This window comes from Hymenobacter rubripertinctus (genome assembly GCF_003583925.1).
GTDB lineage: Bacteria > Bacteroidota > Bacteroidia > Cytophagales > Hymenobacteraceae > Hymenobacter > Hymenobacter rubripertinctus.
The window spans coordinates 1-17,302 of the sequence record NZ_QYCN01000012.1 but is presented as its reverse complement, the minus strand read 5'-3'; the positions used below and the strand labels follow the sequence as shown (position 1 = coordinate 17,302).

General features: G+C 59.8%; 13 protein-coding genes. 8 read left to right on the top strand and 5 right to left on the bottom strand.

Annotated features, from left to right (window positions below):
- The first annotated feature begins 24 nt into the window (after positions 1–24).
- Positions 25–4,596 (top strand): putative type IX secretion system sortase PorU2, encoded by a 4,572-nt coding sequence (gene porU2, locus D0T11_RS09340; protein WP_119655525.1) that lies wholly within the window; start codon positions 25–27, stop codon positions 4,594–4,596.
- A 392-nt stretch (positions 4,597–4,988) separates the two neighbouring features.
- Here porU2 and D0T11_RS09335 read toward each other — a convergent pair whose 3' ends face one another.
- The 3 genes from D0T11_RS09335 to D0T11_RS09325 form a co-directional block, all read right to left on the bottom strand.
- The gene (locus D0T11_RS09335) at positions 4,989–5,474 is read right to left on the bottom strand and encodes a dihydrofolate reductase (RefSeq protein WP_119655524.1); all 486 of its coding nucleotides are present in this window, start codon (positions 5,472–5,474) and stop codon (positions 4,989–4,991) included.
- Between the two features lie 304 nt (positions 5,475–5,778).
- A complete protein-coding gene (gene fmt / locus D0T11_RS09330) occupies positions 5,779–6,723 on the bottom strand; it encodes a methionyl-tRNA formyltransferase (protein WP_119655523.1) in 945 nt (314 codons plus the stop codon).
- A 151-nt stretch (positions 6,724–6,874) separates the two neighbouring features.
- Complete coding sequence (locus D0T11_RS09325) at positions 6,875–8,119, bottom strand: exo-beta-N-acetylmuramidase NamZ family protein (protein WP_119655522.1); 1,245 nt, start codon at positions 8,117–8,119, stop codon at positions 6,875–6,877.
- 51 nt (positions 8,120–8,170) lie between these two features.
- On the opposite strand from D0T11_RS09325, the gene D0T11_RS09320 reads away from it, so the two are divergent.
- Positions 8,171–9,385 (top strand): ABC transporter permease, encoded by a 1,215-nt coding sequence (locus tag D0T11_RS09320; RefSeq protein WP_119655521.1) that lies wholly within the window; start codon positions 8,171–8,173, stop codon positions 9,383–9,385.
- A gap of 115 nt (positions 9,386–9,500) precedes the next feature.
- Here the strand turns inward: D0T11_RS09320 and D0T11_RS09315 are convergent, their stop codons facing one another.
- Positions 9,501–10,187 carry a peptidoglycan DD-metalloendopeptidase family protein gene (locus D0T11_RS09315; RefSeq protein ID WP_119655520.1) on the bottom strand — a complete coding sequence of 229 codons (687 nt, stop codon included), beginning with the start codon at positions 10,185–10,187 and terminating at the stop codon, positions 9,501–9,503.
- Between the two features lie 200 nt (positions 10,188–10,387).
- On the opposite strand from D0T11_RS09315, the gene D0T11_RS09310 reads away from it, so the two are divergent.
- The 5 genes from D0T11_RS09310 (at position 10,388) to D0T11_RS09290 (ending at position 15,949) form a co-directional block, all read left to right on the top strand.
- The gene (locus tag D0T11_RS09310; protein ID WP_119655519.1) at positions 10,388–11,497 is read left to right on the top strand and encodes a ferredoxin--NADP reductase; all 1,110 of its coding nucleotides are present in this window, start codon (positions 10,388–10,390) and stop codon (positions 11,495–11,497) included.
- A 230-nt stretch (positions 11,498–11,727) separates the two neighbouring features.
- Positions 11,728–13,467 (top strand): M3 family oligoendopeptidase, encoded by a 1,740-nt coding sequence (locus D0T11_RS09305; RefSeq protein ID WP_119655518.1) that lies wholly within the window; start codon positions 11,728–11,730, stop codon positions 13,465–13,467.
- Positions 13,468–13,610: 143 nt separating this feature from the next.
- On the top strand, positions 13,611–14,150 hold the full coding sequence (locus D0T11_RS09300; RefSeq protein WP_119655517.1) for a nuclear transport factor 2 family protein: 540 nt from the start codon (positions 13,611–13,613) through the stop codon (positions 14,148–14,150).
- Positions 14,093–14,473 carry a glycoside hydrolase family 92 protein gene (locus tag D0T11_RS09295; RefSeq protein WP_262681973.1) on the top strand — a complete coding sequence of 127 codons (381 nt, stop codon included), beginning with the start codon at positions 14,093–14,095 and terminating at the stop codon, positions 14,471–14,473. The genes D0T11_RS09300 and D0T11_RS09295 overlap by 58 nt, the downstream gene beginning before the upstream one ends.
- 156 nt (positions 14,474–14,629) lie before the next feature.
- Entirely contained in the window at positions 14,630–15,949 is a 1,320-nt protein-coding gene (locus D0T11_RS09290; RefSeq protein WP_119655515.1) for an SIR2 family protein, read from the top strand.
- Positions 15,950–16,241: 292 nt separating this feature from the next.
- Here D0T11_RS09290 and D0T11_RS22090 read toward each other — a convergent pair whose 3' ends face one another.
- Positions 16,242–16,760 (bottom strand): hypothetical protein, encoded by a 519-nt coding sequence (locus D0T11_RS22090; protein ID WP_147374589.1) that lies wholly within the window; start codon positions 16,758–16,760, stop codon positions 16,242–16,244.
- Between the two features lie 29 nt (positions 16,761–16,789).
- Here D0T11_RS22090 and D0T11_RS09285 point away from each other — a divergent pair, with 29 nt between their 5' ends.
- Positions 16,790–17,173 carry a hypothetical protein gene (locus D0T11_RS09285; RefSeq protein ID WP_147374588.1) on the top strand — a complete coding sequence of 128 codons (384 nt, stop codon included), beginning with the start codon at positions 16,790–16,792 and terminating at the stop codon, positions 17,171–17,173.
- The last annotated feature ends 129 nt before the right edge of the window (positions 17,174–17,302 follow it).

Below are 17,302 nucleotides of genomic sequence, written 5' to 3'. Positions count from 1 at the left end.
CAGAGTATCCTTTAAGCACTATCTATGAAACAGGCATACCAAACCCTCCGTTGGCTGGTAGTTCTCCTTGGCTTGCTGAGTGCCCCGGCGGCGCTGGCCCAGTCGGGTCCTTACGGCAACGAGTGGATTGTACCGGGCCAGCAGTACTATAAAATCAAAGTAGCCCGCGACGGCCTCTACCGTCTCGACTACCAGTACCTGCAACAGGCCGGCCTCCGCAGCACCGACCCCCGCCGCCTCCAGCTCTGGCGGCGCGGCAAGGAAGTAGCCATTCACGTGGGCGGTAACGCCAGCGCCTTGGACGCCACCACGGTCATCGAGTTCTTCGGCCAGCGCAACGACGCGGCCCTGGACCGGGGCATGTACATCAACGCCACCGATCAGGCCAACCCGTACTACAGCCTGTTCACCGATACGGCCTCTTACTTCCTGACCACATCGAACGCGGCCCAGGGCAAGCGCATGGCCCAGACCAACCCGGCCGCCACCACCACGCCCCACGCCAGCCGCGTCCGCCAGCCCTTACAGGTGCAGTCGTTCCGCTACAATGTTGTCAACGACGAAAGCAACACGTATCAGGCGTGGGCGGAGCGGGGAGAGGGGTTTATGAGTGCCAACTTCGCAGGCTCCGATGCCACGTTCGCAATCGACTCGGTATGGAAGGTAGCCCCGGCTGGTCAGGCGATGCAGGCGCAGATTCAGGTGGTGGGCGCCACGACCGGACAGCACAGCAGCCAGGTAAGCGTATCGTTGCCCGGCGGCGGCTCGCGGGTGCTCGGAACGTTGAACTATGCCCAATTTGACTATGCCCGCGGCACTTACACGCTGCTGCCGACCGACCGGGATGCTAATGGCCGGGTGACCATTCTGGTTAAGCAGCTGCTCGGCAATACGTCCAACCAATCACGCGGCGACCAGGCCCGGGTAGCCTTTCTGCGGGTGAGTTACGCGCAAACCAGCTACTGGCCCCAGGCCCAGACCCAGTTGCTTTTCGCCAACGACTCCACCCTGGCGGGGCCGGCGTACTACCAGTTGGATTCAATTCCGGCCACCGTGCGGGGCTACGACGTGACGGACCCCTACAACGTGCAGCGGGTGGAAGGAACAGCGGGCCCAACGGCTACGCAGCGGCGCTTCGTTTTCGCGGAGGCCAACGGCCGCACCCGCCGCCTGCTACTGGCCGACGCCCAACGGCTATTGGTGCCGGAAGGAGCCCGCCAGGTAGTTTTTCGCCCGATTTCGCCGGCGGCCCACAACTTTCTGATCGTAACCAGCCGGGTGCTGATGAAGCCCGCCGGTAGCGGCCCTGCTGCTGCTGCCAACGCGGTGCGGGCCTACGCGGATTACCGGGCGTCTACGCTCGGGGGGGGGKGGGACACGCTGGTCGTTACCTCTGAACAGCTCTACGACCAGTTCCACTACGGGGAGCGGTCAGCACTGGCTATCCGCCAGTTTGCGCAGTGGATGCTGGCCGGCAGCAGTCGGCCGCAGTCGTTGCTGTTGCTGGGGAAAGGGATTGGCGTTGGGGAAGCAACGGGCTGTGGTAGCGTACCGGGTGGTGCAGCCTACTATCGCCAATATCCCAGACTGTACGGCGACTGTTCGGGCGCGAATCCGGTCCTAAATCTGGTGCCGGCCAGTACCCGGGGCATTTCGGACATATTCTTCACCGCCAACTGGCAATCCGGCGACTATCAACCGCGCATGATAACGGGCCGGATTGCGGCTCAATCGGCGCAACAAGTTCTGAACTACCTCAATAAATTGAAGGAACACGAGAGTCTGGGATATGCTGCGTGGCGGAAGAACGTGATTCACATAGCTGGCAGCAAAAAAGGGGATTCTTTTGAAGATGCATTGTTTACCGGTTATCTGAACACATACGCCAATTATGTAGAGAAGCCTCCTTTCGCCGGCAAGGTTATCAAACTATACCGACGCGAGAATTTCCCCGGAACTTTACCCGGTGATGCTTTCCTGAATCTGGCCCCTGACTTCAATGCAGGGGTAGGATTTATCTCCTATTTCGGACACGGTGGGCCAAACACGCTAGAATTCACAATTCCTGATATCCGCCAAGCTGCTTCAGGGTTTGATAACAAAGGGAAATACCCAGTCTGGTATGTGAGTGGCTGCTCCGCCGGTAATTCGTTCACAGCCGCTGGCTCATTTGGGGGCGAGAATTACTTATTAGCTGCCGAAAAAGGGATTATCGGATTTCTAGCTGATTCTGATTTGGGCTTCGATCCGGATCTGCATGAGTTGCACGCCGAAATAGCAAAATTGCTTTTCGCCGATAATACCTGGTATGGCAAACCGGTGGCAGCCGTGCAGCAGGAGGCGGTCCGCCGTTTGCAGACGCAGGGCTTAACGGATCGTAAAATAGCCGCTATGATGAACACTATCTGGCAGGGCGACCCTGCCCTGAAGCTGTTCTCGCCGCTTCAGCCCGATTTCCAGACCGCCGATAGCCGCTTGCAGATTGCGCCCGCCGTGGTGCCGGCTTTGCCCGGCACGCCGTTCAGCCTGAAACTGGGCGTGAGCAACCCCGGCAGAATCACGACCGGCCCGCTGGCCATCCGCGTGACGCGCTCGGTGGGCAGCACCACCACCATATTCAACTTCAGCGTGCCCCAGGCCCGCCAGGATACCACCTACACGCTGGCCCTGGCCAACCCGGCCACCGGCAGCGTGGCCGGCCAGAACACGTTTCAGGTTGATATCGACCCCGATAACCTGATTGCCGAACTCGACGAGACGAACAACCGCGCTACCCTCAATTACACCTTCCTGACCGGCGGCGTGACTACGCTCAGCCCCCCGGAATTTGCCATCGTGGGTAGTAACGCTGTACGTTTGGTGGCTCAGAGCAACGTGGCCACCAGCACCAGCCGGGAGTACGACCTGGAACTGGACACGACCCAGACCTTCACCAACCCGCTTCGTCAGACGCGCCTCAGCGCCGTGATGGTGCCCGAATGGACGCCCACACTGCCTGCCACCCCCGGCCAGGACAGCGTGGTGTGGTACTGGCGCGTGCGCCTGCACGCCCCCCAGGGCGACGAAAGCCCGGACTGGGCCGTAAGCTCCTTCCGCGTCATCACCGGCCGCACCCAGGGCGGCTGGTCGCAGAGCCACCCGGGCCAGTTCCGCCGCGACGAGCGCAACGGCGTGGAAGTAGCCGTGCCCGGCGGGCAGTGGACCTTCGACGCCACCCGCCAGCAGGGCACCGTCACCTCCACCCGCGTCGGGCCGGCCCGGCAGTGGGAAACGCTTTACCACACCATCCGCACCAGCGCCACGGGCGGCTACACGCTGCGCCTGCTGGGCATTGATACGTTGGGGGGCACCACAGTGCTGAACCCGGACGTGACCAACCGGGCGTTGCCGCTGAGCGCGGTATCGGCCAAAAAATACCCCTATCTGCAATTGGAAGCTACCCTTACTGACGCCCTGGCCGCTACCCCGCCCCAGTTGGAGCAGTGGCTGGTGACCTACCAGGGCGTGCCCGAGGGTGTGGTCCGCCCGCCGGCTACTCCGCTGGCTGCCGCCGACCTCACCGACCAGGCTCAGAAGACGGGTAAGGTGACCATCCAGGTGCCTTTCCAGAACGTGGCCGACTTCAACTTCCAGGCCCCGCTGGTGGGCTACATCGTGCTGCGCTCCGGCTCGGCCGGGGCTCCCCGGGAACGGTACTACCCGCTGCCCAATCCGGCGCTGCTGGCCCATACCCAGCAAACCTTCCCGGTTACGCTGGATGTGCGCGGGCTCTCCGGCACGCTCTCGGGCGAGGTGGTGCTCAACCCCCGCCGCCAGCTGGAGCAGAACTATTTCAACAACCAGCTCAGTATTCCGGCCTTCGAGGTCGTCAGCAACGATACGCCGCCGGTGCTGGACGTGGCTTTCGACGGCCGCCACCTGCTCAACGGCGAAATCGTGTCGCCCCAGCCCGTCATCAGCGTGCAGCTGCGCGACGTGGACAAGCTGCGCCCCATCACCGACCGCAACAACTTCCTGCTCGTGCTCACCCGCCCCGGCGGCGCGGGCACGGCCGTCAACCTGAACGATGCCGGCATCGTGTTCGTGGCCGACTCGGCCCAGGGCACGGCGCGGCTGGAGTACCAGCCGGGCAAAGACAAGCCGCTGACCGCGGGCGTGTACACGCTGGAAGTACAGGGCAAAGACGGCGCGGGCAATCTGGCCGGCACGCAGCCCTACCGCATCACGTTTGAGGTTATCACCAGCTCCGGCATCACCCACGTGTTCCCGTACCCGAATCCGGTGACGAGCAAGACCAAGTTCGTGTTCACGCTCACCGGCTCAACCCCACCGCGCAACATGAAAATCCAGATCGTGAGCCTCACGGGTCGCGTGGTGAAGGAAATCATGATGGCCGATATGGGGCCGCTGCGCATCGGCAACAACATCACGGAGTATGCCTGGGACGGCACCGATGACTTCGGCGACCGGCTGGCCAACGGCACCTACCTCTACCGCGTCGTCCTCGATGACCCCGACGGCGAGTTCAAGCAGCGCAAAACTGCCGCTGATAAAGCCTTCAAAAAGGACTGGGGCAAGCTGGTGCTGCTCAAGTAAGGCAAGCGACTAATGCGGGGGAAGAACGGGGTAGCCCGGGCTACTCCCGCTACGCAATCCTTGTACAGACAAAGCCCCTGGCGTGTACTCGTCAGGGGCTTTGTCTGGGTATGGGGGAGACGCTGGCAGCGTTCAGGCTGCGCCATGTCAGTGCGTGCCCACCCCACTTCGGGGGCTACCGTTGTCAGCCGCGACGTTTTCTCCTCCACGAACAAGTGCGTGCCCACCCCACTTCGGGGGCTACTGTACAGTTAGCTGACAGGGGTAAACAATTTTGGGGTAAACAATTTGAAATTGTTTACCCCAAAATTGTTTACCCCTGTCAGCCGACCACAGCGGCGAAGAGTTGGGAACCCCAAAAACGTTTAGCGGCGTCTCGCCACCGGCGGCTCTTACCGCCGCCGTAGCGTGACGAAGCTGAAGGCGTGGGCGTGTTTCTCGTCGGGCTCGTGCCGTTCGCGGGCTTCCTCGCGCCACTCGCCGGGGTGCAGGTCCGGGAACGTCACGTCGCCCTCGAAGGCGTGGTGCACTTCGGTCAGGTACACGACGTCGGTGGCGGGCAGGGCTTGCTGATATATTTCGCCGCCCCCGATGACGAAGATATCCTCGTCGGTAGTGCGGGCCAACTCCAGGGCCTGGGGTACGGAAGCGGCCGTTTCGCAACCCTCCGCCTGCCAGTCGGCCTGGCGCGTAACCACGATGTTGCGCCGGTTAGGCAAGGCCCGCCCGATGCTCTCATAGGTGCGCCGGCCCATGATGATGGGGTGGCCCTGGGTGAGCTGCTTGAAATGCTTCAGGTCCAGGGGCAGGTGCCAGAGCAGGCGGTTTTCGCCCCCGATTACGCCGTTATCGGCCACGGCTACAACGAGTGCGGTCATGCGGTGAAGTGGTGAATGCGTGAAGTGGTGAATGTGTGGTTGGGGATTAATAGAGCGTCATTCCGAGCAGAGGCGAAGCCGGAGCCGAGGAATCTCGCGTGCTGACGTTGCCAAACTAATCCTGCTGTCAGGTTGCCATAGTAGCATCAGCACGCGAAACTAGCTGGTTACCATTACAACGTCAGCACGCGAGATTCCTCGGCTCCGGCTTCGCCTCTGCTCGGAATGACGTTCTTTTTACTGACAACTGACAACTGACAACCGGCAACCGGCAACTGGCAACCGGCAACTGGCAACCGGCAACTCAACCCAGCAGCTTCGCGTCAAACCCGCGCAGGAAATCCTGGACGGGCATGCGCTTCTTGCCTTCGAGCTGCACGTCGAGCAGGTCGAGGAGGCCGTCGGCAGTTTGCACGCGCAGGTAGGTACGGCCGTCGGTGAACCAGTGACCCGCGCCACCCGTGTCGGGGCCGCTGGCTTCTTCGTCGCTGAAGGGCTGGGCCTTGAAGACTTTGAGCGTGCGGCCGTCGGGGAACTGAGTGAAGGCCGTGGGGATGGGGGAGAGGCCCCGCACCCGGTTGGCCAGCGCCGGGGCCGATTCGGTGAAATCGAGGCGGCCGGTTTCCTTGGTCAGCTTGGGGGCGGGCCGCAGCTCGGGCAGCTCCGGCTGCGGAATACTGGGGGCCTCGCCGGCAGCAATGGCCTGCACCGAGCGCAGGGCCAGCGCCGCGCCGGCGGCTTTCAGCTTCTCATAGAGCGAGCCGAAGTCGTCCTCGGGGGCAATGTCCACGGCATCCTGATAAATGAGGTTGCCGGTGTCAATTTCGTGGCGCAGAAAGAAGCTGGTCACGCCCGTTTGGGTGTCGCCGTGGATGAGGGCCCAGTTGATGGGGGCCGCGCCCCGGTACTGGGGCAGCAGGGAGGCGTGCACGTTGATGGAGCCGCGCGGGGGCATGTTCCACACGGTTTCGGGTAGCATCCGGAAGGCCACCACCACCTGCAAATCGGCGGCGTAGCTTTTTAGCTCCGTTTGAAACTCCGGGGCCTTGAGGTTGGTGGGCTGGAGCACGGGCAGGCCGTGGGCTTCGGCGGCGGTTTTCACGGCCGAGCCCTGGAGCTGCCGCCCGCGGCCGGCCGGTTTGTCGGGGGCCGTTACCACGGCCACCACCCGGCACCCGGCCCAGTTCACCAAAGCGTCGAGGGTGGGCACCGCGAATTCGGGGGTGCCCATGAAGATGATGTTCAGCATGACAAGGAGTGAATGAGTGAGCCGGTGAATGAGTAGAGGGACTGTCATTCCGACGAAGGAGGAATCCGGAGTACGTTACTGAACGATGAAGTTCGGTATCGTTAACCCAGATTCCTCCTTCGTCGGAATGACAGTTCAGAGGTTCACCAACTCAGTTAAAATCCGGATACAGCAGGTATTTCTTCCGCAGGGCCTTGTACTGGCCCAGCGCGGGCTCCCAGGAAGCGCGGATATCGGCTTCCGACTGGCCGGCTATGATTTGCCGGCGGGTGTCGGCGGTGCCCATCAGGCGCTCGAAGCCGGAGGTGAAGAAGTGGGCCTTGTCGGTGCTCTGGTTGTAGTAGTCAATTAAATACGAAAGCGTGAAGCCGATTTCGCCCACGTCTTCCAGGGTCTGGCCGTAGCAGCGCTGGCCGTTCTGGGGTGGGGTGGTGGAGCCGGGGTTGGGCCGGGGCACGAAGCTGAACGGGCGGCTGGCGGGCKGGGTGGGCGCCCCGATGAGTTCAAACGGCCGGTCGGTGCCCCGGCCCACGCTCACGTCGGTGCCCTCGAACAGGCAGAGGCTGGGGTAGAGGTCCACGCTGTGCGGGGTGGGCAGGTTGGGGGAGGGGCGCACCGGCAACGCGTAGCGCGTGGCGTGGGTGTAGCCGGCCACCGGAATCACCGTCAGGCGGCACTGCCGGCCGCCGGCCAGCCATTTTTCGCCGTTGATCATCTGGGCCAGCTCGCCCACCGTGAGGCCGTGGACCACCGGAATCGGGTGCATACCCACGAAGGTTTTGTACTTGGGCTCCAGCACCGGCCCATCCACGTACCAGCCGTTGGGGTTGGGCCGGTCGAGAATGATGACTTCCTTGTTCTGCTCGGCCGCCGCCTCCATCACGTAGTGCATCGTGCTGATGAAGGTGTAGAAGCGCGCGCCCACGTCCTGGATATCGAAGACCAGCACATCAACGTCGCGCAGCATTTCGGGCGTCGGTTTTTTGGTGGCCCCGTATAAGCTCAGCGCGGGCAATCCGCTGCGGGCGTCCTTGCCGTCCTTGATGGTGGCCCCGTCGGCCGCTTCGCCCCGAAAACCGTGTTCCGGCCCGAAAATCACCTTTACCGCCACACCCTTGGTCAGCAGCGTATCCACCAGAAAAGCCGCGCCCACCCGGGCCGTTTGGTTTACCACCAGTCCTACCCGCTTGCCCCGGAGCAGGGGCAGGTATTTATCGAATTGGGCGGCCCCTACCTGGAGTGGCGCGGCAGCCGGCAGCAGCACCTGCGGGGGCGAGGCCACCGTTTGGCGCAGCGTGGTATCGGGCGCGGCGGCGGGGGCCGACTGGGACGGCCGGGTGCAGTCGGCCAGGAAAACGGAGAGGCTGATGAGGCCCACGGAAAGGAAAGATGACATGGCGCGGAACGAGAACGGGAAAACTAACGGGATTCATCTAGCTTTACGCCAGTGAACGTCTCGCAGTACATATCCAATAAGATTGACGGGGCCGACGCGGGTTCGTTTACCTCGTCGGTGACAAAGATAGCCATCATCAGCATTGCCATGGGCTTGGCGGTGATGGTGGTGTCCTTTGCTATTCTGGAAGGGTTTCGGAATGAAATCCAGAACAAGATTTTCTCCTTCGGCTCCCACCTGCAAATCAGCAAGTACGACACCAACAACTCGCTGGAAGTGGAACCCATTGCCGGGCCGCGCCTGGTGCAGGAACTGCGCCGCGACCCGCAGGTAGCGTCTATGCAGGCTTTCGCCCGCAAAACGGCCATCATCAAAACCAAGGATGAGGTGCTGGGCGTGGTGATTAAGGGCGTAGATGAGAAGCTGAGTCCGTCCTCGATGCGCCAGAACCTGGTGGCCGGCAAGTTCATTGCCTTCAACGATTCGGCGGCCAGCAACGACATCCTGCTCTCGCGCAAGGTGGCCGACAAACTGCGGCTGAAGCCCGGCGACAAGGCCCTGTTCTACTTTATCCAGAACCCACCCCGGGTGCGCCAGTTCACCGTGAGTGGCATCTACCAGACCGGCCTCGACGAGTTCGACGAAGCCTACGTCATCGGCGACCTCCAGCAGATCCGCGACCTGAACGCCTGGCCCGACTCGTTGGTGGGCGGCATGGAAATCACGCTCAAGGACTTCAACCGCCTCGATCCAGTGGCTGATAACCTTTACGAGAACCTGCGCTACGACCTCAAGCTGGATAAAATAACGGACCAGTACGCCCAGCTCTTCGATTGGCTCCAGCTGCTCAACCGCAACGTGGTCATCTTCCTGATCCTGATTATTTTCGTGGCGACGTTTAACATGGTGGCCACCATTTTCATCATGATTCTGGAGCGCACCAACATGATTGGGGTACTCAAGGCTATTGGGGCCACCGACAATCAAATCCGGAGTATGTTCTTCTTCCGGGGCATGAGTCTGGCAATACGCGGTATTTTCTACGGCAACGTCATCGGGCTGGGCTTCTGCGCTATCCAGTATTTCTTCCATCCCATCCCCCTCGACCCCGAGAACTACTACATGGACCGCGTGCCAATTCACTGGGACCCGTTCATCATCGTGGTGCTCAACGTGGCCACCTTCGTCACGTCGCTGTTGGCCGTGCTGATTCCGACCTACCTGATATCGCGCATCAAGCCCGTTACGGCCATTAAGTTCGATTAGGTTCTGGTAGCGGGTTCCCGCAGAGGACGCAGAAGAAAGCGCAGAGGGCGCAGTGCTGTTCAAATAACGGCACTGCGCCCTCTGCGCTTTCTTCTGCGTCCTCTGCGGGAACCCGTTAGAGCCAGCGGCTTTGCAGAATCAGGTTCGGGTTGGGGCAGAGGGCGGCCCAGGTGTCGCGCTCCGCAACCAGTCCTACACCGGGGAAGTCGCCTACGCGGCCCTGCATGTCGGCCATTATCTGGAAGTGCAGGTGGGGCGGCCAGTCGCCGTTTTCCGGCGCGGGGCCGACTTCGGCGAAGGTCTGGCCTTTTTCAATGGTCAGGCCGGGGCGGAGCAGGTTTGTTTCGCGGCGGCTGAGGTGGCCGTAGAGGGTGTAGAACGGGGTGCCGTCGAGCGCGTGCTGGAGGATGACGGTGGGGCCGTAGTCGCCGAAACCGGCGTTGTCGCGCACGCTGTGCACTACCGCGTCGAGCGGGGCCAGCACGGGGGTGCCGGCGCGCAGCCACACGTCTACGCCCAGGTGGAGGGAGCGGGCGGGCACGGCCGGGTCGCCGAACAGGCCGGGGCTGCGCCGGTAGATGACGCGGTTTTCGAGGTAGCCGCCCACGCCGATACGCGCGTTTTGGGCGGCCAGCAGCCGCGTGACCAGGGCCTCAAAAGCGGTGGTGTCGCGCAGGTCGGCGTTTTGGAGGGCGGGGTTGGCGGCCGTGAAATCGAGGCGGGCCACGTCGGGCGCGCTCAGGTCAAGGGGTAGCACGGGGCCGAATTCGGGTTGGTGGCGGCGGAGCAGATCAGCGAGCATTTATTCGTTTTTCGGTGTTTGATTCTCGTTTTTCGTTGACTGGATTTTGTGCCATTCGTACTGCAATGGCGGAAAGCAGCAGCTACCACCGGTATCTTTTACGCTTCTTAAAACCGCGCAACGAAAAACAAACAACGAAAAACGAACAATGAATACCGAACTTTGTCTTTGAAATCCACCCGCAAGCCCCGATTCCCGCTATGAGTAGCCCTTACCTGACGCTGAATGTTGTTGAGCTCACCCAGGAAACGCCTGATGCTGTTACCATCCATTTCGAGCGGGCCGACCGCCAGCCGGTGGCCTGTCAGCCGGGCCAGTTCCTGACCCTGATTTTGCCCTGCGGCCCCGGCGGCAAGAAGGAGCGCCGGGCGTATTCCTTGAGTAGCACCCCCGGCGAAGCCCCGCGCCTGGCCGTCACGGTCAAGCGCGTGTCGGGCGGGCTGGTGAGCAACTACCTGCTCGATACCGTGCAGGTGGGCCAGCAGCTGGAGGTAATGGCCCCGCTGGGCAACTTCACGCTCGCGCCCCAGCCCAATGCCGCCCGCTCCATTGTGCTGGTGGGCGCCGGTTCGGGCATCACCCCGCTCATGAGCATGCTGAAAGCCGTTCTGGCCGAGGAGCCCAAGAGCCACGTGCTGCTCGTGTACGGCAACCGCAACGAGGATTCGGTGATTTTCGGCGCTCAGCTGGCCCAGTTGGAGCAGCAGTATGCCGGCCGCTTCCAGCTGGAGCACGTGTTCAGCCAGCCGCTGCGCCCGTCGTCGGAGCACAAGCACACCGGCCGCCTCAACCGTACCACCTTGCTGCGCATTCTGGAGCAGCGCCACCAGTTTCCGGCGGCCCAGGCCGAGTATTTCTTCTGCGGCCCCGATGGCATGATGGTGGAGGCACAGTCGGCCCTGGAGTTGCTGGGCGTGCCGGCCAGCCGCATCCGCCGCGAGAGTTTCGTGGCCGCCGCCGAGTCGGCCGAAACTGCCGCCGGTCAGCCCAACGGCCACGGTGACGTATCGGCCGCCGAGGATGAGGGCCAGGATGGCACCCGCACCGTGACCATTCACTACGAGGGCTCGGAGTACCAGTTCGCCGTGGAGCCCAACCAGACGATTCTCGAAGCCGCCCTCGACCAGGACATCGACCTGCCCTACAGCTGCCAGGCCGGCCTGTGCACCGCCTGCCGGGGCAAGTGCCTCTCGGGCAAAGTACACCTTGATGAGCGCGAGGGTCTCTCGGACTCCGAAATGAACCAGGGCTACGTGCTCACCTGCGTAGGCCACCCCCTCACGGCCGACGTGGTGATTGAAATCGGGTAACTGCTGGCAGGAAGTTTGACGGAAACCGCACTGTCATTCCGACGCAGGAGGAATCTGGGTCAACGTCAGCGAACGGAAAGTTCAATGGCTTACCCCAGATTCCTCCTGCGTCGGAATGACAGTGCGGTTTCCGCCAGTTTCGTTGCCGTCGATTCTTTTGCCAATCCAGCCGTAGCTTTTCAGGTATTACTTTCCCAACGGCTACGCCAATTCTTACTAGCTTCCCCAGTATGACTCCTACTGCTCCATCCCCGGACCTGGCCACCGATACCCAGCGCCCGCCCCGTCACTACCTGCCCGAGACCTTCACCGTGACCGACTGGGCCACCATTGAGCCCTACTTTATGGAGCTGCGCGACCGGGAAATCGGGTCGGCGGCGGAGCTGGAGCGGTGGCTGCTCAGCCGCTCGGAGCTGGAAGCCGCCCTGAGCGAGGACCTGGCCTGGCGCTACATCCGCATGACCTGCGACACCCAGGACCAGGGCCGTACCGAGGCGTTTCAGTATTTCGTGAACGAAATCGAGCCTAACGTGGCTCCCTACGACCACGCCCTGAACGAGAAGATGATGGCCTCCGAGTTGCTGCCCGGCCTCGACCCGGCGCGCTACCGGGTGTTCATCCGCTCGGTGCGCCAGGCCCTGGCTATCTACCGGCCCGAGAATATTCCGCTCAAAACCGAAATCAGCACCCAGCAGCAGCAGTACGCCGCCCTGGCCGGGGCCATGACGGTGACCCTCGACGGGGAGGAAATAACGCTGCCCCGGGCCGCCGACCGCCTCAAGAGCCCCGACCGCACCGTGCGCGAAACCGCCTGGCGGGCCATTCAGGAGCGCCGCCTCCAGGACGCGAAGCCGCTGGATGAGCTGTTCAGCCGCCTCATCGGTTTGCGCCATCAGGTGGCCCTGAATGCCGGGTTCGCCAACTTCCGCGACTACATGTTCGCCGCCCTCGGCCGCTTCGACTACACGCCCCAGGATACGCTGGACTTCCACCGCGCCATCCGCGAAACCGTGGTGCCGCTCATCGATAACCTCGACCTGGAGCGCCGCCAGGACCTGGCCCTGGCCGAGCTGCGTCCCTGGGACCTCGACGTGGACGTGTCGGGCAAGGCCCCGCTGCGGCCGTTTGAAACGGGGGCGGAGCTGCTGGAAAAAACCATCACCGTCTTCGACCGCCTCGACCCCTTCCTGGGCCAGTGCCTGCGCACGATGCGCCAGATGGGCAACCTCGACCTGGAAAGCCGCAAGGGCAAGGCCCCGGGCGGCTACAACTACCCGCTCGATGAAACGGGGGTGCCCTTCATCTTCATGAACGCCACCAGCTCCCTGCGCGACGTGGTGACGATGCTCCACGAGGGCGGCCACGCCGTGCACAGCTTCCTGACCCGCCGCCTGCCCCTGGCCGCCGACAAGCACCCGCCCTCCGAAGTGGCCGAGCTGGCCTCCATGAGCATGGAGCTCATCAGCCTCGACCACTGGGACGTGTTTTTTACCGATGCCGATGAGCTGCGCCGGGCCAAAAAAACGCACCTCGAAAGCGTGCTCGAAACCTTTCCCTGGGTGGCCACCATCGACAAGTTTCAGCACTGGATATACGAGCACCCGACCCACACCGAGGCGGAGCGCCACCAGCAGTGGGTGCAGCTGTTTGATGAGTTCAACCAGCGCACCGTGAGCTGGCAGGGGCTGGAGCACATCAAGCCCTTCCTCTGGCAGAAGCAGCTCCACCTCTACGAAGTGCCCTTCTACTACATCGAGTACGCTATGGCCCAGCTCGGAGCCATTGCCGTGTGGCGCAATTACCGCCAGAACCCGCAGGCAGCCCTCGCTGGCTACCAGCGCGCCCTGGCCCTGGGTTACACCGCGCCCATCGGCGACATTTACGCCGCCGCCGACATCCGTTTCGATTTTAGCACCGAATACCTGCGCACCCTCGCCGACTTCGTGCGCGACGAAATGGACAAGCTCTGAGCCTGCCACCGATTAACGCAGAAGCGGCGACCGAATGATTCGGGCGCCGCTTCTTCTTTTATGGGCGGTTCCGTCAACTACCAGGTGAGTCGGGAAGCAAAGGATAGGAGGACGCAATTGCCTTCGAATCCTTTTCTTGCGCCATGCAAAACCACCTGCACTCCCCAACCGGCCGCAACCACTTCAGCCGTCTCAGCACCTTCCTGGCAACCGTGGCCCTGGCTGGAAGCAGCGCCTGTACCACGGTAAAACCACCGGCTCCCGCAGTAGCGGCAGCGGCCAAAGCGTCCGTTTCGCCGGAGCTCTACCGCACCATTGCCCGGCTCGATAGTGCCATGTTCGTGGCCTTCAATGAGCACGACGCGGACAAGCTGCAAACCTACTTCGCCGAAGACCTGGAGTTCTACCACGACAAAGGCGGCCTATCCGATTTCCGGCAGACCATGGACGCCTTCCGCCGCATGTTCGACCAGAACAAAACCACGGGCCTGAACCGCCAACTCGTGCCCGGCACCCTGGAAGTCTTTCCCATCAACGGCTACGGGGCCGTGGAAACCTACGAGCACCGCTTCTGCCACGTAGAAAACGGCCGCGACGACTGCGGCACCTTCAAGAACCTGATGGTGTGGCGGCTGAAAGAGGGCCGCTGGCAGGTAACGCGGGTTGTGAGCTATGGGCATTGAGGGGTAGCGCGAAGTGCCATAGCCTCGGCGGCAACGACGACTGCGGCCAGATGAGCGCCTGGTATATCTTCTCGGCCTTGGGTTTCTACCCCGTGGCGCCCGCCTCGCCCCAGTACGCCCTTGGCCGCCCCGCCATCCACGCCGCCACCCTGCGCCTCGAAAATGGCAAAACCTTCCGCATCCGGGTTAAAAATCAGAGCGCCAAAAACGTCTACGTCAAGGAAGCCCGTCTCAACGGCCAACGGCTAACCCGCCCGTTTCTAAGCCACCAGGCCATTGTGGATGGCGGGGAGTTGGTGTTCACGATGGCGGGAAAGCCGTGAGGTAGAAGTCTAAGTGTCGTTATAGCGAAGTTCTTTATACTGTTTAATAATGACAACTTGGCAATTCTGTAGATATGACGCGGAATATTAGGTCGAAATACGCTTTTGGACGTTATGCAGGATGAAGTTTATTGAACTTGCTCTTTTGTATCAATCATGAAGGTTTCGTTTCTGTTGGGTGCTGGTTTTTCTCGGCCTGCGGGTTATCCTCTGGCTTCTGAATTAAGCAGCCAAATTCTGCGTCTTCAGGCCAGTGGCATTGCTACTTATACTAATGGACAAGCACGGCTGCGTCCCGAATTCTTAGCTCATTTGAAAGTAGGAAATGAGTCAGAATTCATTCAAGCCGATGATGATTTTACTTGGTCACACAGGGGAGGTGTTATGGCCTTGGAAGCTGTTCTGGTTACGTATGGCCTAACCCACGAACTCACTAATTATGAGGATTTTTACGATGAACTTTATACATATTACCAGATGGAACCCCGGCTCATAAATGCGCCAGAGTTTGTGCGGGAGTACGAGAAGCGTGGTCTGCATATCAATCCAACTCGTGAAGGTCACGAAAATCATTTGTATCAAGCATTACCTACAGCATTTCGGCTGTTTCCACAACTCCTTGAGCAGCTGCTTGCTTTGAATCCAACTGCTGCCTCGCCAGGTGCGGGCGAGGCTTATCAACGTTTCTTTAATCTGATACGAAATAATGTTCCTCGCCCATCCCAAAGTATATTCGACGAACCTAAATTAGGCCATGAATTCTGTATCCATACTCTCAACCATGACGAATTGGTTGAGGATTATTTGCATGACGAGAATGGAGTAGAAGCCATTACCTACAGTGACGGGTTCAGCGAATTTGGCTCGCCTTACTATGGTCGCTTGGACTTTGGTTACGAACTTCCTATTTATCTCCGTAAGCGGCCTAACTACGCAAATGTGCGAATGCCTCGCTACACCGGCGAGTATGATAGCCCGGTGCAACTTTTGAAGCTACATGGCAGCTTAGATTACTGGAGTTTTGGAGTTGAAAGCCACGATAGCGGCCTGTATGAACCTCAAGTGATACGCAAGCAACCTTGGATTCCGCATCTAAATCTCTATCGAGAGGTCGAATCCAACGGTGCCTTCTGCTATCGACGCGACTTCCATAACTCACATTCGCTCTTCCTAAGTGGCACCACTGCTAAATTAGAACAGTACACCGACCCAATACTTTTTAGTAGACTGCTGAAACTGTTTGAAACCAATCTATCTGATTCCAGCATACTGGTAATTGTTGGCTATGGCTTTCGCGATGAAGGCATTAACCGGCTAATAATGCCCAGCTTAAACGACCCCGAAAAGAAAGTAGTTGTTATCGGTCGCGAGATGCCTGAATACTTCCCAGCCGTAACACCTGCTATGTTCCGCTCCGGCGGCTTAGAAGATTACGATTTTTCGGAACTAGAAACGCTGCTGAAGGCAGGCTCTTAAATATTTCATCAAAAAATCTAATGAGTACTGCTAAAAAGAAGTCAGCTAAATTGATAACATATCAGGAATCCCCTTTAGGAATAATTGCCTTCAACGACCTTGAAGATGAGTTATTTGGTGTATCAAGCACACCTGAACGCATTGAATAAGAAGCACTGATTTCTCTTAGATTATTTTCTAAACGTAGTTATAAATTTAAAATAAAAATAAAATAATCCGTAATAAGGTGACATAGGAAAGATGATTGGTATATGGAATGGTGAAAAAGGCGTGAGTGTGGGAGTGGTGTAATCTATTTTAAGCGTCTTACCTGTGGCTTTTTCACTAGAGGCTCTTTAACCATATTGACTTTCAAATAACTATATGACGCCGCACCATCTGATTCGATAGCCATGCTAACTTTTACATCGCGCAGTATATACGCGCTTTCGTTCTCAACTTTGAAGCCATTTTCATATAAGTATTTGAATACTTGCAGTGCCTCGTCTTTTCCACCTGGATATAGTGTTGCGCCGAACACATGTTGGTTATCTAAAAAGATACTTAACGTAAATTTTTCAGAAGTAAATATGATGATATGTTGATTAGGGCTCATCGCATCACCTTTTAGAGCATGGTCGAATTTGAATAGCCCAGCTTCAGGTATGTAGCATAGTAAGTCGGGTAAACTCATACTTAAATATGATGGAATAAGCGTGATGGCATCTGGTAGTGCTGGAATATTGGCAAGCTCATCTCGCATACTTTTTTGCGCAATGCTAACATTAGCTGTTACAACGAGTAGAATTAGAATAAAAAGTGCCTTTTTCATATAGCAAAAATACGGAATTCTTGATAATGATGAAACCACTCCTCACCCTCACCCTCGCCCTACTCACCCTCACCACTGCCACCTACGCTCAAACCGGCCCCGTTAAGGTGGAGGTGCGGCAGACCAACGGCCGCTACGAGCTGCGGCGCGGGGGGCAGCCGTATTTCATCAAGGGCGCGGGTGGGGGGCAGTTTCCCGAGCGGGTGCGGGCCTACGGGGGCAACTCGCTGCGCACCTGGAGCACCAACGGAGCCGAGAAGGTGCTGGCCGAAGCCCGCCAAAACGGCCTCACCGTGATGCTGGGCCTCGATGTGGCCCGCGAGCGGCACGGCTTCGATTACAACAACCCCCAGGCCGTAGCCGCCCAACTGGCCAAGGTGCGGGCCGAAGTGCTTAAGAGTCTATCCGAATAGGAGTTAAAGAAGTGGTACTTTCGCGGCATGGCCACGACGCAAGAATTCACGATTTCCGATACGCTCTGGGCGCGCCTCTCGCCCCTGCTGCCCGTGCACACGCCCAAACCTCATCCGCTGGGCCGCCAC

Excerpts from the sequence above, each read along its gene's own strand:
- D0T11_RS22090 (WP_147374589.1), bottom strand. The coding sequence starts at position 16,760 with ATGAAAAAGGCACTTTTTATTCTAATTCTACTCGTTGTAACAGCTAAT.
- D0T11_RS09300 (WP_119655517.1), top strand. The coding sequence starts at position 13,611 with ATGCAAAACCACCTGCACTCCCCAACCGGCCGCAACCACTTCAGCCGT.
- D0T11_RS09285 (WP_147374588.1), top strand. The coding sequence starts at position 16,790 with ATGAAACCACTCCTCACCCTCACCCTCGCCCTACTCACCCTCACCACT.
- D0T11_RS09290 (WP_119655515.1), top strand. The coding sequence starts at position 14,630 with ATGAAGGTTTCGTTTCTGTTGGGTGCTGGTTTTTCTCGGCCTGCGGGT.
- D0T11_RS09335 (WP_119655524.1), bottom strand. The coding sequence starts at position 5,474 with ATGACCGCACTCGTTGTAGCCGTGGCCGATAACGGCGTAATCGGGGGC.
- D0T11_RS09305 (WP_119655518.1), top strand. The coding sequence starts at position 11,728 with ATGACTCCTACTGCTCCATCCCCGGACCTGGCCACCGATACCCAGCGC.
- D0T11_RS09315 (WP_119655520.1), bottom strand. The coding sequence starts at position 10,187 with ATGCTCGCTGATCTGCTCCGCCGCCACCAACCCGAATTCGGCCCCGTG.
- D0T11_RS09310 (WP_119655519.1), top strand. The coding sequence starts at position 10,388 with ATGAGTAGCCCTTACCTGACGCTGAATGTTGTTGAGCTCACCCAGGAA.
- fmt (WP_119655523.1), bottom strand. The coding sequence starts at position 6,723 with ATGCTGAACATCATCTTCATGGGCACCCCCGAATTCGCGGTGCCCACC.